Here is a 23152-nt window from a genome sequence, read left to right on the forward strand (position 1 = left end):
ACGCTTACCCCTGTGTGTAGCGCCGGAGGTCGTCCGGCATTCCGTGACCCGCGCCACATTCCTTCGGCGGCGAGACCCGCGCACGCGAGTTACGCGCCCGGCTGAGGTGGGTAGTCCCTCGGCGTCGCTCTCGGTGGAAGGTGGGTTTCGTGCCGCAGTGGGTGGAAGCGGGGCTGTGGGGACTCGTCGGCGGGGCCGCGCTCGTGCTCGGGGCCGCCGTCGCGTGGTGGGTGCGCGTGTCCCGGCGGGTCGTGGCCGGGATCATGGCCTTCGGGGCCGGGGTGCTGATCTCCGCCCTCGCTTTCGACCTCGTCGACGAGGCCCAGCAGGCCGGCGGGCTCTGGCCCACCGCGGGCGGCTTCCTCGGCGGGGCCGCGGTGTACGTCCTGATCAACGTGCTGCTCGCCCGCCGCGGGGCCCGGCACCGCAAGCGTTCCGGTGACCAGCAACCGTCCGAACAGGACGCCGCGGGCAGCGGCGCGGCCATCGCCGTCGGGGCACTGCTCGACGGCATCCCGGAATCCGTGGTGCTGGGCGTGTCCCTGCTCGGCGGCGGCGGGATCGGGGTCACCGTGCTCGCCGCCGTGTTCATCTCGAACGTCCCGGAAGGGCTGTCCAGCGCGGCCGGGATGAAGGCCGCCGGCCGCAGCGCCCGGTACGTCTTCGGCGTGTGGAGCGGGATCGCGGTCGCCGGCGGCGCCGCGGCCCTGGTCGGCAACCTGCTGCTGCGGACCGCGTCCCCCGCGACCGTCGCCGCGATCACGGCGGTGGCCGCGGGGGCGATCCTGGCCATGATCGCCGACACGATGATCCCCGAGGCGTTCGAACGGACCGAGCTCTACACCGGCCTGCTCGCCACCATCGGCTTCCTGACGGCGTTCGTCATCGGGCACGCCGGCGCCTGATCGTCGCGACGACGGCGACCGCGACGCCGGCCGCGGCGAACGCCGCGGTGGCGGCCGGGCTCAGGAACTTCGACAGGCTCGGCGCGCGGCTCGGCCCGGCCAGCCAGAGCAGCAGCGCGCCGGCGTACACCGCGGTGAGGCCGGCGGCCCACCAGCGGAACGTGCGGCCGCCGGACAGCACGACGGCGATCGGCACGCCGGCCAGCAGCGCGAACTGGCCGGCCACCAGGACCGGGACGGCCCAGGCGGCGACGAGAACGGGCGTCGAGGTGCGGTGCGGGTGCGGGGCGGTGACGGTCATCGTGGCTCCTCAGCGGGTTTCGGCGGTGGTCTCGAGTTCGGCCAGCCAGGTGTCGAGCCCGGCGGCCAGGTAGCGGATCGCGGTGGCGGGGTCGGCTTCGACCTGCCCGCCCGTCCAGCTCTCCTCGGTGCGGACGAGCACGCCGCCCCGCACCGGCGTGAACGTCCAGACGTGCACGCCGCGGTCGATGCGCAGGCCGTCGCCGATCGCCGGGCCGGTCCAGCGGACGCACCGGCCGGGCCGCAGCTGTTCGACGGTGGAGGTGATCACCAGCGTGGTCGCCGAGGTGGTGGGCGTGGCCGGCGCCGGCGTGGCCCACCGGAACCGCGAGCCCGGCCGCAGCGGTCCCGGGTCGAGCCGTCTCGCGCCGGTGACGGCGGTTTGCCACGCGGGCCAGCCGGCCACGTCGGTGTGCAACTTCCAAGCCGTGCGGGCCGGTGCCTCGATCAGCTTCCCGGCCCGGTGGTGGAGCCGGGCCGCGGGGTCGATGCCGGCCCCCTGGCAGGTGAGCGACGTCGCGGCGTCCGTGGGAGCGGCGGTGACCAGCGGACCGGCGAGCAGGGGGAGCAGGAGCAACGTGGAACGGAGCATGATTCGTCTCCCTGAATGTTAGCAGTTATTGTGTTTGTTAGAAGCTATAACCATACAGCCGTGAGTGTCAATAGGAAAAGTGATAGCCTCTAACGGTGACCGAGAACCCGAGTTCGCGGGAGCGCTACCGCGCCCAGGTGCGCGCGGACATCAAGCGCCACGCGTGGGAGCAGATCGCCGCGGCCGGCGTGCCCGCCCTGTCGCTCAACGCGATCGCCAAGCAGGTGGGCATGAGCGGCCCGGCGCTGTACCGGTACTTCGCGAGCCGCGACGAGCTCATCACGGCCCTCATCCGCGACGCCTACCGCAGCCTCGCCGACACCGTCCACGCGGCCCGCGACGGCGGCCTGCCCGCGCTGGTGCCCGCGATCTGCGGCTGGGCGCGCAGCGATCCGCAGCGGTACTTCCTCATCTACGGCACCCCGGTGCCCGGCTACCACGCGCCCGGCGACACGACCGCGATCTCGGCCGAGGTGATGGCGGTGCTGATCGACGCCTGCGCGGCCGAGGCCGGCGACGAGCCGCCGACGCCGTTCGACACGCACCTCGAAACCCACCGCGAGTGGGCGGGCGGCCACCCCGCGCCGGCCGCCGTCCTGCACCGGGCGTTGTCCTTCTGGACCCGCCTGCACGGCGTGCTCTCGCTCGAGCTGGCCGGCCAGTTCGCGGGTATGGGGTTCGACCCGGACCTGCTGATCAGCGAAGAGCTGGCCGCCCTGCGCGGGCGGTGATCACCCCGTCTGTTCGCGGATCCAGTCCGCCACGACGTCGACCCGGGCGATCGTCTCGGCGCCCGGCTGCGGGCACGGCGGCCCGGTGTTGACGATGGCGACCAGTGTTGCGCCGCGGTCGTCGTCCGACACGAAGAACGGGCCGCCGGAGTCCTCCGGGCACGGGCCGTTCTCCACCGTGCGGGTGCCGACCGGCTGGGCTTCCAAGGTCGACTGGCCGATGGCCGACACCCGGAACCGCCCGCGCTTGAGGTGGTCGGACGGGCCGAGCACGGTCGCCGAGTGCGAGCCCCAGCCGGCGAACTGCAGCTGCTCGCCGACCGCGGGCCGCGTGCCGGCGAGGGTCACCGGGGCGATGTCCTCGATCGGACGGGCGAGCTTCGCCACGGCCAGGTCGTTCACCGGCGACTGCCGGACGTCGACGACCTCGGTCGTGTACCCGCCGGGATCGGTGTCCTTCAGCCGCCCGACGGTGACGGTCATCGTGTACGGCGGCTTCCCGCCGATCCGGTCGTCCTCCAGGTCGTGGAAGCAGTGCCCGGCGGTGACGATCCACTGCGGCGCGACCAGCGAGCCGCTGCACGCGCCGCTGCGCACCCCGCCGCCCGGGACCGGGATGTCCTCGGACGTCAGCTTGGCGTTGAAGGGCAGGACCGGGTTCGGTGCCGGCCGCGGCGGCGGGGTGGTGGTCGCCGGCGCCGTCGTGCCGGGCAGGCCGTACCCGCCGGTCGCCGCGGCCAGGACGGGTCCCGCGCCCGGTGCCCCGGTCACCGCGTGGGCGAACGCGAGCCCGGCCCCCGCCAGCGCCCCGGCCGTCAGGGCGCGGGCCCGGAAGAGCCGCCGTCGATCCGAAGTCGTCCTCACACCTTGAATGCACGGATGAAAGCCCGGAATGGTTGCGTGACCGGCGCGCGGATCGCGTCGCCGCCGGTCAGCCGCTTCGGCGGTGGCCCTCCGGGGTGGCGATGGCCGGCCACAGGACCGAAACGACGGCTTCGGGGATGCCGTCCCGGTCCTCGCCGCGGTAGAAGGCGGCGAAGTAGCTGCCGAAGCAGAGCGTGGCGATGGTGTGCCGGTCGATGCCGCCGGCGACCGCGCCGCTGTCCTGCAGCTGTGACAGCACGGTTTCGACGAGCGTGACCCGCGGTTCGACGGCGTGCTCGCGGAGGATCCCGAGCAGTTCGGGGGTCCGGATCGCCTCACCGGCGAAGTTGCCCATGAGCACCATGGCGTCCGGGTTGAAGTAGGCGGGATCGAGCCGCCGGACGGCTTCGACGAACGCGTCCCGCGGCGGCAGGCGGCTCAGATCGGCGGTGTAGGAGGCGCGCTGCTTGCGGAAACCGTAGTCGAGGGCGTCGACGACGAGCTCGAACTTGCTGCCCCACCGCCGGTACAGCGTCGGGCGGCTGACCCCGGCGTCCGTGGCGATGTCGCCGATGGTCATGAGGGAGTAGCCGTCCCGGACGAGCCGCGCGCGGGTGGCCAGGATGATCGCCTCGTCGAGCGCGGCGTCCCGGGGCCGGCCGCCGGGGCGCGGGGCGTCACCCGTCGCTTCGCTTGCTCGCGCCATGGGGGAAGCCTAGCCGGGTCGTTACGACGTCCGGCTGTAATTCGATCGCCGCCGGGCCCGCCCGACGGCGATCGCCGTCACGGCCGCCGGCCGACTTCGCCCACGAACGTCTTCACCGTCACCGCGCTGTCGTCCGTGCCCAGGAACTGGTGGGTGTTCGCGTCGAAGACGAGCACCAGCGGCTTCGCCTTCGGGCTCGACCCGGCGGGCACCGGCCAGGTGATCCCGACCCCCGGGCGGCCGGCGCCGTCGGTGACGTGGTCGAGGGCCTGCAGCCCGGGCACCTTCGCCGCCGCGAACAGGGCCGCGTAGGACGCCGGGGTGAGGACCTGCTCGGCGGCCAGGGAGTACACGTCCTTGCCCATCGCGTTGGCGTTGTCCCGCTGGCTGCCGGGCCGGGAGGTGAGGTAGGCCAGCATCGCGTCGGCCGTCGTCGGCAGGTCCGTCCGGTAGGCCGGGGAAGGCCGGCAGTCCTCCAGCGTCCCTTCCTCGCGGGGGTCGTTCGTGCCGTACATCGGTGCCTTGCCGTTGCGGCAGCCCGGGAGCTTGATGTCGCGGACCAGGCCGTCGCGGGTGCCGTCGACCGAGCGCCGGATCTCGCGTGTCCGGTGGGCGGGGTACTCGGTCCGCACGGAGAGGAACTGGTCGGGCCGCGGCGGCTGCACCGGCTCCTTGAGGGCCGTGCTCGCCGCCTCGGTCAGCACCTTGACCGGGTCGGCGTGGGCCACGCCGCCGCCGATGCCGACCTGGTCGGCGGGGGTGAGCGCGACGACGGCGGTGATCGCCGCGGCCAGGCCGGCCGACGCGCCGGCGGCCCAGAACCAGCGGCCCGGGCGGCGCCGTCGTTCACCGCGGGCCGCGGCCGGCAGCCGTTCGCGGGCCGGGGCGAGCTGCTCGGCCGGCGCGAGGCCGACGGCTTCCGCGCGGTCGCGGATCAGGTCCAGGTCATCCATGAGCGGAGGTCTCCTTCACGAGGTCGAGGCGGCCGAGTGCGGCGCGGCCGCGGCCGCGAGCCCGGCTGAGGCGCGACTTCACGGTGCCGACGCCGAATGCCCAGCGCGTCGGCGACGTCCTGGTAGCCGAGCCGTTCCGCGGCGATGAGCAGCAGGACGTCCCGTTCGCGCGCCCGCAGCGCGGCCGGCGCCCGGTCCAGCCGCTGCCCGAGGGCCTGCGCGCTGACCCGGTCGGCGTGCCCCTCTTCGGCGGGCGGCGGCCCGACGGCCAGGCGCAGCTTCAGCTCGCGCACCTCCGTCCGCCGCTGCCGCGCGATCAGGTCGGTGGCGATGCCGTAGAGCCACGGCCGGGCGTCGGGCCGGGTCAGGTCGAACTTCGCGCGCTTGTCGAACGCGATCAGGAAGTGTCCGCCAGGACGTCGTCCGCGCTCGTGGGGCCGAGGCGCCGGACCAGGTAGCGGTGGATGTGGCGCGAGTGGCGGTCGAAGGTGACCGCGAACAGGCTCGGCTGCGCCCGCGACCGCGCGATCACGCTCGCGTCGTCGTCGGTATCGGTGTCGTCCCGGGTCATCGCCCGCCTTTCGCTCCGGCCAGAGTCATCGGCTGTTCCCGGGCGGCGGGAAACGGGTTCCGGGAGCACGCCGGTTCGGCGGCGAAAGTGGCGCAGGTCACCCGCGGCCGGCCGGATCAGGCGCAGGGATCCCCCTCGGCCAGCATGCGGCGGTTCGCCTCACCGAGCCCATCGGCCAGCGCGTGCAGCTGCTCGGGGGTGAGGACGTCGATCAGCAGGTCCCGGACCAGGGCGACGTGCCCGGGCGCGGCCCGTTCCAGCAGGGCGGCGCCGTCGTCGGTAAGCACCGCGTAGACAGCCCGCACGTCGCTCTCGCACGCGCGGCGGCGCACCAGCCCGGCCTGTTCGAGCTGCCCGATCTGGTACGTCAGCCCGCTCTTGGAGTTCGACACGGCGCAGGCCAGCTCGGCCATCCGCAGCTCGCGGTCCGGGGCGCCGCCGAGCCGGGCGAGGATTTCGTACTGCAGGTGGGACAGGCCGGCGTCGCGCTTGAGCTGCTGGTCCATCCGCTGGTGGAGCAGGGTGTAGGTGGTGCGGAACGCGCCCCAGGCGCGCTTCTCCTCGGCGCTCAGCCACCGCGGACGACCCATGCCACCACCGTACCCGGCGTTCAAATTCGAACGGGGCCTTACTAGCGCCGGGTAGCGACCGTCGCCAGTTGCTCGGTGATCTCGGCGAGCAGTTCGCTCGCCGCCTTCTCCAACGCGGCCAGGTCGGCCAACGTCGTCTCCGCCGTCGTCACGGGCACAGTTCCTCCTCCACGGCGTCGTGCCGGGCGATGACGGCGGCGGCGAAGGCGGCGTGGACGCGGAGGTACTCCTCCAGGCCCACCGCGGTGTCCGCCCAGGCGTGCCAGCGGACGTGGGCTTCGGCGACGTCGACCTTCGCGGCCGCGGCGACCGTCGCCGGGTTGGTGCCGGCGAGGATCGCCTGGTGCATGAGGGAGGGCGACACGGTGTGGGCGAACTCGGCCAGCGCGGTGAGGCGGGCGAGCTCGGCGAGGGCGTCGTGGGAGACCGGACGGCGCCGCGGCCGGGGAACCCGGCGGGAGTTCTCGACGCCGTCGGTCAAGACGCTGGTCATCAATCGACTCCTGAGGCGGAAACAGCTGGAACGACCCGAACGGTCGACGTTTACCCCGGTCGACCCGGGGTAAACGCCGCCGCTCGTGATCTCCGTCTCATCAGGTCAGGTGACCTCAGCTGAAGCGGACACTGCCGCAGTGCCACGGGATGCGGTGCGGACGCACGCTTTCCAGGGTCGGGACGACCGGGGTGATCGTCCCGTCGCGACGGAAGGTCAGCTTGTCGATCGTCGTTTCGCGGTGGGTGCCGTCGCCGCCCGGAATGCCGAAGCGGTGGTACGCCAGGTACCAGTCGTCGGTGCCCGGGACCTGCAGCATCGAGCTGTGCCCGGTGCCGCGGATGCCCAGGTGGGCGTCCTTGCTCAGGAGCACGCCGCGGTTGGTGAACGGCCCGGCCGGGCTCGGCGCCGTGGCGTAGCCGACGCGGTAGTCCGGGCTGCGCGTGTCGTCGATGGACCAGCTCAGGTAGTAGGTGCCCTTCCGCTCCGCCATGAACAGGCCCTCGCGGAAGTCGTCGAGGCCGGTCAGCCGGGTGATCTTCGCCGGGTCGTAGGACACCATGTCGTCGTTCAGCGGGACGACGTAGGCGTTGCCGTTGCCCCAGTACAGGTACGGCTGTCCGGTGTGGTCGATGAAGACCGCCGGGTCGATGGCCTGGCCGCCGTCGGGGTCCTGCGCGATCAGCGGCTTGCCGGAGTCGGCGAACGGCCCGGTCGGGGAGTCGCTCACCGCGACGCCGATCTTGGCCTCGGCGCAGAAGTAGAAGTAGTACTTGCCGTTCTTCTTGGCGATCGTCGGTGCCCAGGCGTTCTTGTCCGCCCAGCTCACATCCTTGCCGAGGTCGAGGATGACCCCCTCGTCCTTCCAGTCGACCAGGTTCTTCGACGACCACGCCGAGAACTTCGTCCCGCTCCAGCCGTCGAAGCCGTCGGTGGTCGGGTACAGGTAGTAGGTGTCGCCGAACGCGACGATGTTCGGGTCGGCGTTGTACCCGGGCAGGACCGGGCTGCGCACCTCGTGCGCCTCGACCGTCCACACGCGACGGTCGCCGCCCGCGCCGGTGACCGTGAACTGCCTCGGCGAGCTGAGGTCGACCGGCTTCCCGTTGTCCGGCTTGATGGTCGCGCCCGGCGCCAGGCCGAACTTCGGCGCGAGCCGGCGCAGGTCGGTGCCCGGGGTGACCGGCAGCACGACCGTCCCGGCCCCGGCCCCGGCGTCGACGACGGCCGGCGTCTTCAGCGAAGCCAGGTCCACCGACCGGATCGCGGTGCTGTTCGACGGCAGCGATGCGACGTCGAGCCCGGACAGCGCGCGGTTGTACAGCCGCACGTCCTTCATTCTGCCGGTGAAGGTTTTGTCGCTCGCGTAGACGGACCGGCCGAGGTGGTTCGCCGCGGTGACGCCGCCGCCGAGGTCCGACGGCTTGATCGTCGCGTTCGCGTTGCGGGCGACCTCGACGCCGTCCAGGTAGAGCACCTCGGCACCGTCGCCGACGGTCAGGGTGACGTTCTTCCAGACACCGCGGGGAAGGCCGCCCGCTCCGGCCGCCTGTTCGGTGGTCCAGTTCCCGGTCGCGATGGCGCCGCGGAACCCGCCGCTCGCGGTGCCGCCGGTGGTGAACAGGTAGCCGTTGCCGGTGCCGTCCTTCGCCGTGTTGCCCAGTCCCCACAGGAAGTACGGCGTCTGCTGGTTCGGGTCGACGAGGACGTCGGCCGACACGGTGGCCGCGGCGGCGCCGGTCAGCAGGTTGTCGGGCAGCTGCACGTGCCCGTTCTTGCCGCCGAAGACCAGCGCGCCGTCACTCCAGCCGACGTCGCCGGCGAGGGCGCCGTCGTAGCCGTGGCCAGTGGTGTCGGTCGCGACCGTGCCCGACTTCGCGTCGAGCGGCCAGTGCGCGACCAGGCCCTTCGCGTCGGCCTTGACCGGCGCCGGGGGAGCGCTCAGCCGGTTCATCTCGGCCTGGGTGACCGGCAGGACGGTGCCGTGCCGCGGCGACGCGGGCAGGTGCGCGCCGGCGGACATCGTCCACTTGCCGGAGTTGAGGTCGGTGGTCTCGAACGGGACGTAGCCGCGGCCGCCGAACTCGTCGATGAACAGGTACCACTTGTTCTCGGTGTTCGACTTGAACCCGGTCGGTCCTTCGCCGGCGGTGAGGCCCGGGCCGGTCGCGGTGGCCTTGCCGATGCAGTCGGCGACGAAGCCGTAGTGCGGGTCGAGCAGGTCGGTGGCCTTCTCCTCGGTGATGAACTTGCTGCACGGCGTCGACGAGGTGTTGTTGCGCTCGTCCTTGGTGAAGCGGTAGTAGGTGTCCTGGTTCTTGATGACCGTCGAGTCGATCACCGAGTAGCCCGGGTCGATCCAGACCTGCGGCGCGCTGAAGGTGACGAAGTCGCGCGTGGTCGCGTACATCATCCGGTTGTAGCTGTCCCCGGTGTGGTCGGGGTCGTTCTCCGCGTAGAGCTTCGACGCCCAGTAGACGACGTAGGTGCCGCGCTTGGCGTCCCAGAAGGCTTCCGGCGCCCAGGTGTTGCCCGCGGTCGGCGGCGAGACCTGCACGCTGCGCTGGCGCGACCAGTGCGCCAGGTCGGTGGACTCCCAGACCATGATCGACCGGCTCCCGCTGCGCTGGGCGGCGTCCCACCCGCGGCCGGCGTAGATCCGCAGATCGGTGGCCAGCAGGTAGAACTTGTCGCCGTCGGGCGAGCGCAGGATGAACGGGTCGCGCACGCCCAGCTCGCCGAGGCTCGACTTGAGGACGGGCTGGCCGTTGTTGAGCTCGCTCCAGTTCAGCGGGTCGTTGCCGCGGCTGAGGGCGGAGTAGATCTGCTCGCCGTTCGAGGTGCCTTCGCCGGTGAAGTAGAAGAAGCTGTAGCCGGCCAGGGGTTCCTGAACCGGCTTGGGCACGACGGTGGCGGTGAACCGCCGCGTGGTGCTCTCCCGGCCGAGGCTGACTTTCGCGGTCAGGACGACCTTCGCGGGCGCGGCGCCGGTCGGCGGCCGCGTCACCTCGCCCGTCGGGGTGATGATCCGGGGAGCGGACGAGGTCCAGCTGACGTTCGTCCCGGCCGGGCCGGCGGCCGGCAGGGTCAGGTTGCCGCGCACATCGTCGATATCGGGCACGGAGAGCGTGCTGGCGGCGGCGCGCAGGCTGCCCCCGCCGTCGGAGGGCGGCGCGGCACCGGCACCGGTGCTGCCGAGGGGCACGAGTGCGGCCGCGACGGCCAGCACAACGCCGAAACGGCGCGGGGAGAACAACTTCATCGTTGTCGGTTCCTTCGGGGGCGCGTCGGGGACCAGCGCATGTTAACGTTAACACGATCCGGGGTACGCCGACTTTAGGTCGCACCGGTGCGGTGGTCAAGAGCCGGAAGACCGGCCCGCGGGCTCGATTGATTCAGACCCGTCCCGGCCTACCCGGCGCCGGCGAGCCGCCGGGCGATCTCCCGACCCGGGTACGGTGTTTTCCGGCTTTCCCCGTGCAGGGCCACGTAGAACTCGTTCACGACCGCGGCGACCGGGGCGTACCGGCTCAGCAACTCCGCCTCCGGAAGGTCCGGCACCACCCGCCCCGCGGCGCACTCGCGGACGAACGCGTGCCGCACGCGGTAGTCCGGCTCCTCGACGTAGCGGCGGACGATCGTGTTGACCAGGTGGGTCAGCACGTACGCCCGGTCGTGGGTCGCGTGGCCGGCGAGGAACTCCGCTTCCGCCGCCGAAAGGGCGAAGTCCGGGAAGGCCGCGAGGCCGAAGTCGGTGAGGTACAACCGGTCGCCGTCGGTGAGGATGTTCGCGAAGTGGGCGTCGAAGTGCTGGATTCCCCTCGCCGCCAGGAACTCCGTGATGCCGCGGAGGTCCCGGTGGGCGACGCCGAGGTCGCCGGGGCGTTCGTCGAGCCACTGCGCGAGGTTGTGCGGCACGTGTTCCAGGAACAGCACCAGGTCCGCGGTCGCCTCGTCGAGCGCTTCGAGCCGGCGCCGCACGCCCGGGTCGTCGTGCCAGAACGCGACGTCCCGCGCCCGGTCCGTGCGGGGGCGGGGCAGGCCCGGCAGGACGCGCCAGTGGTGCAGCAGCGGGAAGTTCTCGCACTGTCCTGTTCGGACCCACTCGTTCGCGGCGCGGTGGGCCGCCAGCTCGCGCCACGCCCCGCCGCCCGCCGAACCCACGCCGTAGTGGGACCACGGCGGCAGGCCGTACAGATCCGCCGTCGAGCCTTCGTTTCGCAGCTCGACGTCGGTGAGGGCGACCCGCTTGACGAAGACGGGCTCGCCGGCCACGGTCAGCGCCCAGGTCGACCCGCCGATCCCGGTGCCGAGCGGGCGGGCGGCGGCCAGCACGTCGTCGGACGCTTCCGCGAGCGCGTCGGCCATCCTGCGGTGGCGGGCGAGCCTGGTCATCCGTCGACCGTACTCAGGGGCGGACCACCGTGAGCGCGAACCGCCGCGGGGCGGTCGCCGCGTGGCCGACCGCGTCGGCGAGGTCGGCGAGGGGGAACTCCGTGACGGTGAAGCCGCCGAGGTCGAGCAGGCCGGCGCGGGCCAGGGCGATCAGGCTCGCCGGCGCCGTCCGCGGGCACAGCCACTGGCCGCGCAGCGTGATGCCGTTGCGCATCAGCCAGCGGTACGGCAGGGCGAGGTCTTCGCCGACGCCGCCCATCAGCACGATCCGGCCCTGCTCGCGGACCGCCATCGCCGCGGTGCGCACCGGTGCCGTGCCCGCCGACGGCGGGAGCAGGTCCAGCACGACGTCGATCGGGCCCGGTGCGGCGCGGCGCAGGCGGCCGGTGTCGTCGTCGCCGGTCAGCCGGACCGGCCGGACGCGGGCGCCGAACCGGCGTTCCAGGTCGGCCAGTGCGGCTTCGTCGCGGCCGGGCGCCACCACGCACGCCGCGCCCATGGCCAGCGCGACCGCGACGGCCGCGCTGCCGAAGTGCCCGGTGGCCCCGCTGACCAGCACCGTCTCCCCGGCCCGCAGATCGGCCGCCAGCAGGCCGCCGTACGGCACGAGGCACACGGTGAGCGCGCTCCAGCGGCCGGCTTCGGCCGGGTCGAGGCGCCCGAGCGGGATCGCGTTCTCCGTCGGGACGAGAAGCTGCTCGGCGAACGCGCCGTGGCCGAAGCGCCGCTGCAGGAGGAGCCCGCCGTCGCCGCGGGCGGTCAGGCCCTGGAGGGTGATGTCCGGGTTCAGCGCGTCGTCCCGCGACCGGATCGCCGGATCGCAGAGCACCCAGTCGCCGGCGGTCAGGCGGGTCGCGTCCGGCCCGGTCGCGCGCACCCGGCCGATCGCGCCGGTGCCGGGCACGACCGGCAGCGTCAGCAGGGAGTTCCGCTCGCCGCGGAACACCTCGGCCGCGTACGGGAGCACAGGCGCCGCGACGACGTCGACGAGCACCTCGCCGGTGCCCAGCTCCGGGGCGGGGATGGTGTGCAGCGCCGGGAGTTTGCCGAATTCTTCGAGGACCGCGGCCGTCATTTCGTTCATGACGCCGATGGTCGGACGAACCGGGACCGCCATCCAGACCTGGTATCATCCTGGGATTCCAAAGTCCCACGGAGGTCGTCATGCCGGATGCGGCCCGGGCCGGGCTGGGGGAATTCCTGCGGTCCCGGCGCGAGCGGCTGAGCCCGGCCGCGCTCGGGTTGCCGGCGCGGCGCCGGCGGCGGACACCCGGGCTGCGCCGCGAAGAGGTCGCCGAGCTGGCCGGCATCGGGGTCGACTGGTACATCCGGCTCGAACAGGGCCGCACGGTGAGCCCGTCGTCGGAGACCGTCGAGGCGCTGGCGAACGCCCTGCGCCTGGACACCGCCGAACGCGCGCACCTGCGTGAGCTGGCCCGGAACCCGGCCCGGACGCCGTTCACCCGGGAACGCGTGCCGGAGGCCACCCGCCGGCTCGTCGAAAGCCTGACCGAGCCCGCGTACGTCACGGGCCGCCGCTGGGACGTGCTGGCCTGGAACGACGCGGCGGCCGAGCTGTTCGCCGACTTCGGCGCGGTTCCGGAGGCCGACCGGAACCTGCTGGTCCTGCTGCTGCTCGGCGAGCGGGGCCGGCGGCTGTTCGGCGACGGCTGGGCCGCCCAGGCCCGGCACACGGTCGCGCAGTTCCGCGCCGCGCACGACCTCTGGGCGGGTGACCCCGCGTTCGCCGAGCTGGCGGCCCGGCTGCAGGCGGGCTGCCCGGAGTTCGCGATCTGGTGGGGCCGCCACGACGTCGGGCACAGCGGGCCGGGCCGGAAGACGCTGTACCGGCCGGAGCCGGAAGAGTTCGCCTACGCGACCTTCCAGGCCGCCGAGGACCCGGTGCTGCGCCTGACGATCTATGCGCCGATCAACGGCAGGTAGACCTCGTCGACGATCTCGACGAGCACGTCATCGTCCACTGTGGTCAGTCCGCGGGTGAGGAACTCGTTGCGCAGCAGGACGAGCGCCACGGTGGCGACGCGGGGGTGGCGGGCCCCGGGGTGGACCTCGCCGCGCGAGACGGCCCGTCCGACGATCTCGAGCCACGGCTTCGTGCCGCCTTCGGCCGCGTGCTGGTGGAGCTGTTCCCGCAGTTCCGGTTCTTCGCCGACGCCGGTGAGGAGCCCGCGCAGGACCCGTGCGGCGGGGGAGGTCTGGCCGCAGTTGATCGCCCGCAGCAAGGCGAGCGCGTCGTCGCGGAGGTTCCCGGTGTCGGGCGGCTCGAGGGTGTCCGCGGCCAGGCGCCGGTAGGCGGCGACGCCGAGGGCGGCGCGGTTCGGCCAGCGGCGGTAGATCGCGTTCTTGTTGGTGCCGGCCCGCTGGGCGACCCGCTCCATGGTCAGGCCCGGGTAGCCCGCCTCGGCGAGCTCGTCCGCGGCGGCGTGCAGGATCGCCTCCTCCAGTTCGGTGCCCCGGCGCCGGGTCTTCGGTGTCGCCATGAGCCCAGTCTAGCCGAGATACGGTACGGTACGGACCGTACCCTAATGACTGGAGGAGAATATGCGAGCCAAGGGCATCGGCTACGACACCGGGTTCCGGCGCGGCGGCCGGTTCAACCGCCCGTTCGACCCGGACCTGGTCCGCCGCGAACTGACGATCATCCGCGACGAGCTGCACTGCACGGCCGTCCGGCTGATCGGCACCGACCTGGACCGCATCGAGTCCGCCGCCGCCGAGGCCGCGGCGCTCGGGCTGGAGGTGTGGTTCTCGCCGTTCCCGTGGGACTGCACGCCGGCGGAGATCCTGGACCTCCTCGCCGACGGCGCGGCGCGCGCCGAACGCCTCCGCCGGACGGGCGCCGAAGTCGTGTTCGTCGCCGGCGCGGAGCTGAGCCTGTTCAACCACGGTTTCGTGCCCGGCGACGACATCCCGGCGAGGGTCGCTCAGCTGATCGCGTCGCCGGAGCTGCGGGACGGCCTTCCGGCGCGGGTCAACGAGTTCCTGGCCCGCGCGCTGGAGGCGGTCCGCGCCCGCTTCGGCGGCCGCGTCACGTACGCGGCCGTTCCGCTGGAGCGCGTCGACTGGACGCCGTTCGACATCGTTTCGGTGGACGCACACCGCTCGAAGGAGGTCGAGCACCTCTACCGCGAAGGCGTCCGGAGCCTGGTCGCGGCGGGCAAGCCGGTCGCCATCACGGAATTCGGCGTGACGCCGTATCGCGGCGCGGCGGACCTGGGCGCGCGCTGCGGCGAAATCCTCGAGTACGACAGCGAAATCCCGGTCCGGCTGAACGGGGAGTACGTCCGCGACGAAGAAGAACAGGCCCGCTACCTCCGCGAACTGGTGGAAATCTTCGCGGAAGCGGGCGTCGACGCGGCGTTCGCGTGCACGTTCGTGTGCTACGGCCTGGTGCACCGGGCCGATCCCCGGGCGGACCTGGACATGGCGAGCTGGGGTGTGGTGAAGGTGCTGGAGGAGGGGACGGGCCGGACGTACCCGGGCGTTCCGTGGGAGCCGAAGGCGGCGTTCGGCGCGCTGGCCGAGTGCTACGCCTGAGCCAGGAACTGCGCCATCGCCGTGGTCGGTTCCGGGCTGGTCATCGCCGTGAAGTGGGTGCCCGGCACGCGGGCGAACCGGCCGTTCGGCAGGGCCGCGGCGAGGGCATCGGCGCTGGGGTGGCCGTCGTCCTCGTCGCCCACCAGGACCAGGGTGGGGGTGGTGATCCGGGGCAGGTCCGGCGTCGGCACGTGCGTGCCGAGGACGTGCCGAAGGGCCACCGGATCCCCACCGGCCTGCCGGAGCCAGTACGCGGGTGACCCGGGTGCCACGGGCTCGCCGTCGATCAACGCGGTCAGCGCGCGGTGGTAGGTGCCGGTCCGGGACGTCGCCCGCTGTGCGGCGTCGAGGCCCTGGCCCGCCACGACGGCGCGGCCCGGGCGGGCGCCGCGGGCCAGCAGGCGCAGCACCACCCGGCCGCCGAACGAATAGCCGCCCAGGTCGTAGCCGCCGTCGTCGAGGCCGAGGTGGCCGAGCAGCGCGAAGCCGTCGTCGGCCAGGACGTCGGGCGGGTAGGCCGCCGGGTCGGGCGGGGCGGCGCTCGCCCCGTGGCCGCGCAGGTCCGGAAGGATCACCCGGTGCCCGCGATCCGCGAGCGCCGCCGCCGGGCCGAGCCAGTCGCGTCCGGTGCCGGTGAACCCGTGGAACAGCACCAGCGCGCGCCCGTCGCCGAGTTCGCGGTAGGCGAGCTCGCGGCCGTCGGCGGCGCGGAATCCCTCCATGGGCCTGAGCCTACATCGGTCCGATGAATTCTCGACGATCCCGGGCGAGTCTTCGTGAGACGTTGACACCGACGGCGGTTCCCTTCTACCTTCATGGCGCAAGACATCGGATGTCCAGCCCGGTTCGCCGGGTCCGTCCGCCGACCGATGTGCACCCCTGCCGACTCTTCGTCAGGAAGGACACACCGACGATGCCGGAATTCCCCCGCCGGACGGCGCTGCGCTCGCTCGCCGTCTCGCTCTTCGCCGTCCCGATCGTGCTGGGCGCGGCCGTACCCGCCCACGCGGCCCCGCTGTGGCACCCCGAACCCGCCACCGACGGCCTGAAAGCCTTCGAGGGCATCGAAGCCGACCGCGGCCACCACCACCCCGGCCGCAAGTACGTCGTCGTCGAAGGCGACCACTACCGCTTCGCCATTTGGAAGGACGACCGCGACACCACCGGCGGCGGCGACCGCCAGCGCACCGAGTCGAAGGGCATGGTGCAGAACGGTGCCACGCTCGAGATGCACAACGGCGAGACGTGGACGATCTCCTACGAGATGTACATCCCGGCGTCGCTGCACGGCACCAGCAAGTTCACCCACATCTTCCAGACGAAGACGCCGTCGACCAACGGCGGCCCGTGGGTGACGCTGGACCTGACCCGCAGCGGCAGCAAGGAAGTGCTCGCCGCGCGCGCCTACGCCAACTCGGGCTCGCCGGATATCGCAGCCACGGACCTGGCCCCGTTGCGGAACAAGTGGATCACGATCGAGTGGACGTTCACGCCCGGCGCGAAAGGCAAGGCGGCCTGCGTGATCCGCGACGGCACCGGGTCCGGCGCGGCGATCGCCGCGCAGGGGAGCATGGCCGGCGTGAACCTGCCCGACCAGGGCGACTACGTCCGCCCGAAGTGGGGGATCTACCGGTCGGTCGAGAGCGCCTCCTCCGACATCCTCGACACCTACCTGCTGTTCCGGAACTACACGGCGGCACGCAAGTAGCCGTGGCGAAGGTCGCCTGTCCGGGGTGACACTGGCGGCATGAAGGTCGTCGACGGGCAGCGGAGCACGTACCGCCCGCCGGCGGCCTCGCCACCGCCGCTGCGCCGCGGTCCGCTGCTGGTCACAGCCGCGCTCGCCGCGCTCGGCGGCGCCTTGATCCCGGCCGTCGCGGTCCCCGCGCTCTGGCGGATCTGGCAGCTCTACGCGATGGTGTTCGGGGCCGTCGCGGCCGTCGAACTCGGCGCCGTCGTCGCGGTGCTCGGGTGGCCGACGCGCAGGACGGCGCACTCCGTCGCGCTCACGGCGTTCGCGTCCCTGGTCCTGTGGGTGCTCAGCAGGCCGCTGGGGCTGCTGACGCGGTTCGACCCCTGGCAGCCCGCGGACACGGTGGCCGGGTTCACCGACTGCGTCGCCGCCGGGCTGCAGGTCGTGGCGTTGTCCGGCTTTTTGCTCGTGGCCCGCCGGCGGGCGCACCCGCGCCCGTCGGCGCTGCGGCGGGTGTCGGCGTGGATCGTGCTTTTCCCGGTGCTCCTGCTGGTGTTCGTGACCGGCGCGGCGGGCGCGGTCGCCGCCGGGGACGGCCTTGCCGGCACCAGCGCCTCGACGTTGCTCGACGGCGGCCCGGGCACGGTCGAATACTGCCGTCCCGACGGGGTGCCGCTGGCGATGGACATCTCCCGCCGCACCGGCGGCCCGCCGGCTCCGGTGGTGCTCTTCCTGCACGGCGGCGGCCTGGTGGCCGGCAACCGCAAGCCCGCCGGCCCCGGCGCCCTGCTCGCCGGGGCGCGGTCCGGCGCGCTGCGCGACGAGCTGACGGCACGCGGGTTCGCGGTCGCCGCGATCGACGTCCGGCTCACGCCCGCGGCGCCGTGGCCGGCGCCCCTTTCCGACGCCCGGTGCGCGGTCCGGTTCCTCAAGTCCAACGCGGCCGCGCTGGCCGTCGACCCGGCCCGGATCGCGGTCTGGGGGACCGGCACGGGCGGCACCCTGGCGTCCCTGCTCGGCGTCGAACGCGGGCCGGACACCGGCCAGTACTCCGCGCAGGACAGCACGGTCCGCGCCGTGGCGGCGGTCTCGGCGCCCGCGGACTTCGACCTGACGGGCCTCGACGCGCTCACCCGCGCGTCGATCCTCCTGGCGCTCGGCCGGTCGCCGGCGACGCTCCAGGCGGCGAGCCCGCTGACCCACGCCGGCCCGGGCGCCCCGCCGTTCCTGCTCGACGGCGGCCGGAAGTCGGCCGAGTTCGCGGCCCGGCTGCGCGCGGCGGGGGTTCCGGTGACCGAGGGCCCGGCGTCGGATCACGCCGTCGCCGGCTTCTTCGCCGCGGCGGTGCGGTGAGGACTTGCCCTGGAGCGCGCTCCAGGTCCTAGCGTGGGGGCACGCCGATCACGTCAGGAGCACCTTCGCATGGAACTCGGTTTCCACCTCCCCATCTTCGACATCGAAGGCGGGACCACCGCCATCGCCGGTGAGCTCGCCCGCGTGGGCGCCGCGGCGGAAGAGGCCGGGGCGACCTGGCTGTCCTTCATGGACCACTACTTCCAGATCGAGCCGACCGGCCTGCCCGCCGAGTCGAACATGCTGGAGGGCTACACCACGCTCGGCTACCTCGCCGCGCACACGTCCCGGATCGACCTCGGCCTGCTCGTCACCGGGGTGACCTACCGGCACCCGGGGCTGCTCGCGAAGATCGTCACCACGCTCGACGTCCTCTCCGGCGGCCGGGCCACCCTCGGCATCGGGGCCGCCTGGTTCGAGCGCGAGCACCAGGGGATGGGCGTGCCGTTCCCGCCCGTCGCCGAGCGGTTCGAGCGGCTGGAGGAGACGCTGCGGATCTGCCGGCAGATGTGGGACCCCGCCGACAACGGCCCGTTCGAGGGCAAGCACTACCGGCTGGCCGAAACGCTCTGCTCGCCGCAGCCGATCAACCGGCCCAAGGTGCTCATCGGCGGCGCCGGCGAGCGCAAGACGCTGCGCCTGGTCGCCCAGTACGGCGACGCGTGCAACCTCTTCGGCAGCTCGCCGGAGGACGTCGAGCACAAGCTGGACGTGCTGCGCCGCCACTGCGACGACGTCGGCCGCGACTACGAGACGATCCGCAAGACGGTCCTCGCCAACAACCCGCGTCCCACGCCGGAAACCCGGGACGAGTTCGTCCGCTCGATGGCCGGGTACGCGAAGCTGGGCGTCCGGACGGCGATCGTCACCCCGACGACCGGTTCGCCGGCGGCGTGGATCGAGGGCATGGCCCCGGCGGTGCCGCAGCTGGCCGAACTGGGCTAGGCGGTCAGGATCCGCGCGGTGACCAGCTCCGGCCGTTGCAGCGGCAGGGCGTGGGTCGCCCGCGGCACGATTTCCACGTCGAACAGCGGGTTGAGCGCCTCGACCCGCTGTTCGACGTCCCGCGCGGCGTGGATCACGCTGCGTTCGCCCAGGACCAGCCGGACGGGGACGGCGACCGCGCGCAGCTGCTCGTCGGTGAACAGGTACTCCGGCGGGTGGTGCGCGCGGTAGGTCAGGCCACCGAACAGCAGCGGGCGGAGGGTGCGCCGGACCGCCGCGCGCGGGCGGGGGTCGAACCAGGTCGCGACTTCCCGCACGCTCCACCAGAGGAACCGGCGGCCGATCGGCGCGAACCCGGGCGGCTCGACGGCGACGACGCCCGCGATCCGGTCCGGCGTGCGGGCGGCGAGGGTGAGCGCGAGCCAGGCGCCGCGGGACACCCCGGCCAGCAGGAACTTTCCGGGCCCGAGGCCGTCGAGGACGTCGTGCAGCCAGCCGGCGCAGTCGTCCCCGGTCGTGGCCGGCCGCGTCTGGCGCGAGCGCCCGGGTTCGCCGATCGTGTCGACGGCGTACACGCGGTGCCGGGCGGCCAGGTCCGCCACGTGCGGGTACCACGAAAGCGACGTGCCCATGAGACCGGGCAGCAGCACGATCGGCGGGCCGGTGTCACCGCTCACCCGGACGCGGGTGGGCCCGTAGCGCGTGCCGACGTCGACGTCCCGCACCGGCACGGGCCAGCGGGCGGCGATCCGGTCGTACGCGGCCAGGTACCGGTTTTCGCTGCGCGCGCTCCGGAATCCGCCGATCATGAACCCTCCCCGGGTTTCATGGTGCGCCGGAAGCATAACACAAGACCTTGGTGTCCATAGTGGACGGTGAACCGCCCGGCGGGGCGGGCCGTGTGTCCTGGAGAGGTGGCGACCAGAGAGGAGGGGCTGATGCCCCACGTGCGCACGACAGGACGACACCGCAAACGCGCGACGATCGGGCTCGCCGCGCTGGTGGGCGTAGCCGGCGCAACGGCCACGGCGATCGCGTTGACCAGCCCGGCGAGCAACGCGGCCACGGAGAACTGCGGCGGCCTGGACACGGCGTTGCAGAACAACCTGACCTTCATCGCGAGCCAGCGCACCGCTCCGGACGCCCAGTCGCCGGCCCGCATCGCCAACCGCCAGGCGGTGGTCGACCAGATCGAGCAGCGCCGCCAGGCAGCGGGCTGCGCAAACCAGGTGGCGGCGAACGAGGTGGCGGCCCAGTGCGCGGCGGTCGCCGCGGCGGGCCAGGAAGCCGATGCCAGCAAGGAGAAGGCGGGCATGGCCGCCGAGAAGGGCGCGGCCGGCAAGAAGAAGGCGGCCGGTTCGGGCGCGGAGAACGGCAAGGCGCAGGAGAAGGACATGGCCGCCGACGAGAACGGCATGGCGGCAGCGGAAAACGGCGCTGCGGACGAGGACGGCATGGCCGGGCAGCAGAACGCGGCCGGCCAGGATGCCGCAGCCGCCCAAGCCTGCGAGGTGGTCCGGAAGTGCCTGGCCCAGGCCGCCGGCATGGCCGACCAGAACGGTATGGCCAACGGCAACGGCATGGCCACCGACGAGAACCAGAAAGCCCAGGAACAGAAAGCGCAAGACCAGAAAAAGGCCGGCAAGAACGCCGACAAGAACGCCGATGCCGCCGGTGCGGTGGCGGCCCGGTGCGTCGCCTCCGCCGTGGCCGCGGCCGGGAAGGCACCCGCGGGACGCTGAACCCGCGTCGAGCCCGGACCGGCGGCCACCACCCCGGTCCGGGCCCGGCGGGCGACCCGATCCGGTGACCGGCGGGAACTCCGGCCCGTCGCCGGCCGTTCACCAGGTGGAGCGCAGTACGCTGGCGCTCGGAAAACGACCGACGACAGCACGACGAGGCTTCAGTGACCACCGACCCGGCGGCCGAGGACGCTTCCCTGCGCGAGGCGGCCGACGAGCTCGTCGTCGCCGGGCAGCTCCCGCGGTTCCTCCTGATGTACAAGTTCGCCATCGAAGAGCTGATGACGAAGCTGCGGATCCTCAGCGAGGAGTTCGACTTCGTCCACCAGCACGACCCGATCGAGCACATCACCAACCGGGTCAAGCGGCCGGAGGCGATCAAGGAAAAGGTGCGCCGCCGCGGTCTCGGCGGCGACTGGGTGTCCGCGGCCGCCGCCCTCGACGACATCGCCGGCATCCGGGTCGTCTGCCCGTTCGTTTCCGACGTCTACGAGGTCGCGCGGATGCTCACCGCGCAGGACGACGTCGAGCTGTTGCGGACCAAGGACTACATCGCGCAGCCGAAGGCCAACGGCTACCGCAGCCTGCACCTCATCGTGCGCATCCCGGTGTTCCTCTCCGACCGCGTCGAAAAGGTCAAGGTGGAGGTGCAGCTGCGCACGATCGCCATGGACTTCTGGGCGGCGGTCGAGCACAAGCTGTCGTACAAGTACCGCGACAGCGTGCCCCCCGACTTCGCGGGCGAGCTCGCGGCGGCGGCCCGGACCGCGGCCGACCTCGACGCCCGGATGGCGGCGCTGCACGAACGCATCCGCTAGGCCCCGGCCATCGCGCCGAGCGCGTCGAGCAGCACCCGCAGCCCGAATTCGAACTCTGCTTCGTGGTCGCACACGGCCAGGAACGGCGCCGCCGCGGAAACGGCGGGCAGCCCGGCCCCTTCGAGCTCCGCGAGGCGGGGGCCGCCGCTGAACGTCGGTGCGGCGTCGACCTCCCGCATCAACGTGCCGATCAGGAACGCCAGCACGGTCCGCAGCCCGTGCACCGCCCGGTCCGGCGGGAACCCCGCCGCGAGCAGCGGCGCGAGCACGGCCTCCACCGGCGCCAGGGCCGTCATCGACGCGAGCCGGCGGGTGAGCACCAGCGGCGCCGCGCGCGAGTGGCCGAGCATCGCCGCGCGGAACCCGTGCGCCAGCGCGGACATCGTCTCCCGCAGGTCCGCGTCCGGGGGAGGCGCGGGGATCGCGGCCAGCAGGACTTCGGCGATCCCGTCGAGCAGCGCGTCCTTGCCGTCGACGTGGTTGTACAGGCTCATCGGGTCGACCCCGAGCCGGCGCGCCAGCTTGCGCATGCTGACGGCGTCGAGACCCTCTTCGTCGACGAGCGCGAGAGCTTCCCGCAGGATCCGTTCGCGCGACAGGCTCCCGGCTTCCCTGGGTGGCCGCCCGCGCCGGCCGGTCACGGCGCGAGCACCGCGGGCAGGTGCTCGTAGCCGCGCAGAATCCGCGTCGACCGGCGGCGGCCGCCGGGCAGCACGCGCAGGCCGGGGAACCGGTCGAAGATCGTGCGCAGCCCGATTTCGCCCTCCATGCGTGCCAGCGACGCACCCAGGCAGTGGTGGCGCCCGGCGCCGAACGAGACGTGGTCGCGCGCGCCGGTCCGGGTGACGTCGAAGACCGCCGGGTCCTCGAACACGCCGGGGTCGCGGTTGGCGCCGGCCAGGACGGTGGTCACCAGCGCCCCGCGGGGCAGCGGCACCCCGGCGACCTCGGTCTCGCGCGTCGCCAGGCGCCCGGTCAGCAGGACCGGCGGGTCGTAGCGCAGCACCTCCTCGACGGCGTTGCCCCACAGCTCGGGCCGTTCGCGCAGCACGGCGAGCTGCCCGGGGTCGCCGGCGAGCAGGGCGATCCCGCTGCCGAGCAGGTTGACGGTGGTTTCGAAGCCGGCCGCGAGCACCAGGCCGGCGGTGGACTTCAGCTCGGTCTCGGTCAGGCCGACGCCGCCGTCGCGCGCGGCGACGAGCTTGCTGAACAGGTCGTCGCCGGGATGCCGGCGCAGGTGGTCGAGGTGTTCGCCGAGCCAGGCGTCGAACTCGGCCAGCGCGGTCTCGACGTCGCGGAAGGTGCGCCAGCCCAGCCCGAGATCGAGACTGGGCGCGGCGGCCGCGCCCAGGGAGAGCACTTTGCCCAGGTCGGCGGGCGGCACGCCGAGGATCTGGCTGATGACGGTCACCGGAAGCAGACCGCAGTAGGACTCGACGAGGTCGAGCGGGCGTCCGGGATCGAGATCGTCGAGCAGGCCGTCGGCGATTTCCTGCACCCGGCCGCGCAGCTGCTCGACGGCCCGCACGGTGAACACGCCGGTGACGAGCTTGCGGTAGCGCGTGTGCTCGGGCGGGTTGACGGCGAGCAGCGACGGCGGCCGCACCGGGTGCAGGTGTTCCCCGGCCGACCATTCGACGAGCCGGCCGAGCGGCGAGCCGTCGGACCCGATGATCCCGACGCGGAAGTCGTCGCTGGAGAGCACCTCCCGCACGGCGGCGTGCGTGGTGGTCATCCAGCCGAACCGGGTCCGGGCGAGAGAGCCGGCCGCGCGGATTTCCTCGAAGAGCCCGGTGAGATCCCGCCCTTCGGCCGCGGCGACGACCATGCGTCCCTGCAGGTCACCGCGCCGGGCCTCGCGGCGCAGGACGGTACGGGGGAGTGCGTGCCCGAGACTCCAGCGCACGACGGGTTTCGTCCAGGCCAGGGCTCCGGTCATGACA

General features: G+C 73.1%; 26 protein-coding genes. 9 read left to right on the forward strand and 17 right to left on the reverse strand.

The genetic code is table 11. From position 1 onward, the window contains the following. Window positions 1-149 precede the first annotated feature (149 nt). Complete coding sequence (locus tag C2L59_RS32885) at window positions 150-905, forward strand: ZIP family metal transporter (protein WP_103353631.1); 756 nt, start codon at window positions 150-152, stop codon at window positions 903-905. Here C2L59_RS32885 and C2L59_RS32890 read toward each other — a convergent pair. Both C2L59_RS32890 and C2L59_RS32895 read right to left on the reverse strand, forming a co-directional pair. After that, a complete protein-coding gene (locus tag C2L59_RS32890; protein ID WP_103353437.1) occupies window positions 883-1206 on the reverse strand; it encodes a hypothetical protein in 324 nt (107 codons plus the stop codon). The genes C2L59_RS32885 and C2L59_RS32890 overlap by 23 nt on opposite strands. Window positions 1207-1215: 9 nt before the next feature. Then, a complete protein-coding gene (locus C2L59_RS32895) occupies window positions 1216-1797 on the reverse strand; it encodes an SRPBCC family protein (protein WP_103353438.1) in 582 nt (193 codons plus the stop codon). A gap of 95 nt (window positions 1798-1892) precedes the next feature. Here C2L59_RS32895 and C2L59_RS32900 point away from each other — a divergent pair, with 95 nt between their 5' ends. Beyond that, a complete protein-coding gene (locus C2L59_RS32900) occupies window positions 1893-2528 on the forward strand; it encodes a TetR/AcrR family transcriptional regulator (RefSeq protein WP_103353439.1) in 636 nt (211 codons plus the stop codon). On the opposite strand, the gene C2L59_RS32905 is transcribed toward C2L59_RS32900, so the two are convergent. The 10 genes from C2L59_RS32905 to C2L59_RS32945 all read right to left on the reverse strand — a co-directional run bounded on the left by C2L59_RS32905 (window position 2529) and on the right by C2L59_RS32945 (window position 12184). Then, window positions 2529-3392: a trypsin-like serine protease gene (locus C2L59_RS32905; protein WP_233223807.1), complete on the reverse strand. Its 864-nt coding sequence runs from the start codon at window positions 3390-3392 to the stop codon at window positions 2529-2531. Between the two features lie 67 nt (window positions 3393-3459). Then, window positions 3460-4098 (reverse strand): TetR/AcrR family transcriptional regulator, encoded by a 639-nt coding sequence (locus C2L59_RS32910; RefSeq protein ID WP_103353440.1) that lies wholly within the window; start codon window positions 4096-4098, stop codon window positions 3460-3462. Between the two features lie 77 nt (window positions 4099-4175). Beyond that, on the reverse strand, window positions 4176-5051 hold the full coding sequence (locus C2L59_RS32915; RefSeq protein ID WP_103353441.1) for a CU044_5270 family protein: 876 nt from the start codon (window positions 5049-5051) through the stop codon (window positions 4176-4178). Further along, complete coding sequence (locus tag C2L59_RS49390; RefSeq protein ID WP_233223808.1) at window positions 5033-5344, reverse strand: hypothetical protein; 312 nt, start codon at window positions 5342-5344, stop codon at window positions 5033-5035. The genes C2L59_RS32915 and C2L59_RS49390 overlap by 19 nt, the downstream gene beginning before the upstream one ends. Window positions 5345-5448: 104 nt before the next feature. Beyond that, on the reverse strand, window positions 5449-5622 hold the full coding sequence (locus C2L59_RS49395; protein ID WP_233223809.1) for a hypothetical protein: 174 nt from the start codon (window positions 5620-5622) through the stop codon (window positions 5449-5451). A 116-nt stretch (window positions 5623-5738) separates the two neighbouring features. Next, window positions 5739-6212 (reverse strand): MarR family winged helix-turn-helix transcriptional regulator, encoded by a 474-nt coding sequence (locus tag C2L59_RS32925; protein ID WP_103353442.1) that lies wholly within the window; start codon window positions 6210-6212, stop codon window positions 5739-5741. A gap of 148 nt (window positions 6213-6360) precedes the next feature. After that, window positions 6361-6705: a hypothetical protein gene (locus C2L59_RS32930; RefSeq protein ID WP_103353443.1), complete on the reverse strand. Its 345-nt coding sequence runs from the start codon at window positions 6703-6705 to the stop codon at window positions 6361-6363. A 115-nt stretch (window positions 6706-6820) separates the two neighbouring features. After that, window positions 6821-9967 carry a family 43 glycosylhydrolase gene (locus C2L59_RS32935; RefSeq protein ID WP_103353444.1) on the reverse strand — a complete coding sequence of 1049 codons (3147 nt, stop codon included), beginning with the start codon at window positions 9965-9967 and terminating at the stop codon, window positions 6821-6823. Window positions 9968-10116: 149 nt separating this feature from the next. Next, entirely contained in the window at window positions 10117-11100 is a 984-nt protein-coding gene (locus tag C2L59_RS32940) for a hypothetical protein (protein WP_103353445.1), read from the reverse strand. 13 nt (window positions 11101-11113) lie between these two features. Continuing rightward, entirely contained in the window at window positions 11114-12184 is a 1071-nt protein-coding gene (locus tag C2L59_RS32945) for a zinc-binding dehydrogenase (RefSeq protein ID WP_370444805.1), read from the reverse strand. Window positions 12185-12264: 80 nt separating this feature from the next. Here C2L59_RS32945 and C2L59_RS32950 point away from each other — a divergent pair, with 80 nt between their 5' ends. Continuing rightward, entirely contained in the window at window positions 12265-13044 is a 780-nt protein-coding gene (locus C2L59_RS32950; protein ID WP_103353446.1) for a helix-turn-helix transcriptional regulator, read from the forward strand. On the opposite strand, the gene C2L59_RS32955 is transcribed toward C2L59_RS32950, so the two are convergent. Then, a complete protein-coding gene (locus tag C2L59_RS32955) occupies window positions 13020-13601 on the reverse strand; it encodes a TetR/AcrR family transcriptional regulator (protein WP_103353447.1) in 582 nt (193 codons plus the stop codon). The genes C2L59_RS32950 and C2L59_RS32955 overlap by 25 nt on opposite strands. Window positions 13602-13662: 61 nt before the next feature. Between C2L59_RS32955 and C2L59_RS32960 the strand changes: the two genes are divergently transcribed. After that, a complete protein-coding gene (locus C2L59_RS32960; protein WP_103353448.1) occupies window positions 13663-14658 on the forward strand; it encodes a hypothetical protein in 996 nt (331 codons plus the stop codon). Here C2L59_RS32960 and C2L59_RS32965 read toward each other — a convergent pair. Then, the gene (locus C2L59_RS32965; RefSeq protein WP_103353449.1) at window positions 14649-15380 is read right to left on the reverse strand and encodes an alpha/beta fold hydrolase; all 732 of its coding nucleotides are present in this window, start codon (window positions 15378-15380) and stop codon (window positions 14649-14651) included. The genes C2L59_RS32960 and C2L59_RS32965 overlap by 10 nt on opposite strands. A 191-nt stretch (window positions 15381-15571) precedes the next feature. On the opposite strand from C2L59_RS32965, the gene C2L59_RS32970 reads away from it, so the two are divergent. From C2L59_RS32970 to C2L59_RS32980, 3 genes are all read left to right on the forward strand, one after another. Further along, a complete protein-coding gene (locus C2L59_RS32970; protein WP_103353450.1) occupies window positions 15572-16366 on the forward strand; it encodes a hypothetical protein in 795 nt (264 codons plus the stop codon). 39 nt (window positions 16367-16405) lie between these two features. Beyond that, entirely contained in the window at window positions 16406-17704 is a 1299-nt protein-coding gene (locus tag C2L59_RS32975) for an alpha/beta hydrolase (RefSeq protein ID WP_103353451.1), read from the forward strand. Between the two features lie 69 nt (window positions 17705-17773). Continuing rightward, on the forward strand, window positions 17774-18649 hold the full coding sequence (locus C2L59_RS32980) for an LLM class F420-dependent oxidoreductase (protein ID WP_103353452.1): 876 nt from the start codon (window positions 17774-17776) through the stop codon (window positions 18647-18649). Here the strand turns inward: C2L59_RS32980 and C2L59_RS32985 are convergent. Further along, a complete protein-coding gene (locus tag C2L59_RS32985; RefSeq protein WP_103353453.1) occupies window positions 18646-19458 on the reverse strand; it encodes an alpha/beta fold hydrolase in 813 nt (270 codons plus the stop codon). The two genes, C2L59_RS32980 and C2L59_RS32985, sit on opposite strands and share 4 nt — an antisense overlap. Before the next feature lie 129 nt (window positions 19459-19587). Here C2L59_RS32985 and C2L59_RS32990 point away from each other — a divergent pair, with 129 nt between their 5' ends. Both C2L59_RS32990 and C2L59_RS32995 read left to right on the forward strand, forming a co-directional pair. Next, the gene (locus C2L59_RS32990) at window positions 19588-20391 is read left to right on the forward strand and encodes a hypothetical protein (RefSeq protein WP_103353454.1); all 804 of its coding nucleotides are present in this window, start codon (window positions 19588-19590) and stop codon (window positions 20389-20391) included. 164 nt (window positions 20392-20555) lie between these two features. Continuing rightward, window positions 20556-21209, forward strand: coding sequence for a GTP pyrophosphokinase family protein (locus C2L59_RS32995; protein WP_103353455.1), 654 nt, complete (start codon window positions 20556-20558; stop codon window positions 21207-21209). On the opposite strand, the gene C2L59_RS33000 is transcribed toward C2L59_RS32995, so the two are convergent. Then, window positions 21206-21850, reverse strand: a complete 645-nt coding sequence (locus tag C2L59_RS33000) for a TetR/AcrR family transcriptional regulator C-terminal domain-containing protein (protein ID WP_233223810.1) — start codon at window positions 21848-21850, stop codon at window positions 21206-21208. The two genes, C2L59_RS32995 and C2L59_RS33000, sit on opposite strands and share 4 nt — an antisense overlap. Then, on the reverse strand, window positions 21847-23148 hold the full coding sequence (locus tag C2L59_RS33005) for a cytochrome P450 (RefSeq protein WP_103353456.1): 1302 nt from the start codon (window positions 23146-23148) through the stop codon (window positions 21847-21849). The genes C2L59_RS33000 and C2L59_RS33005 overlap by 4 nt, the downstream gene beginning before the upstream one ends. Window positions 23149-23152: the final 4 nt, after the last annotated feature.

Origin of the sequence: Amycolatopsis sp. CA-128772, from assembly GCF_002904295.1 — a bacterium.
Classification (GTDB): domain Bacteria; phylum Actinomycetota; class Actinomycetes; order Mycobacteriales; family Pseudonocardiaceae; genus Amycolatopsis.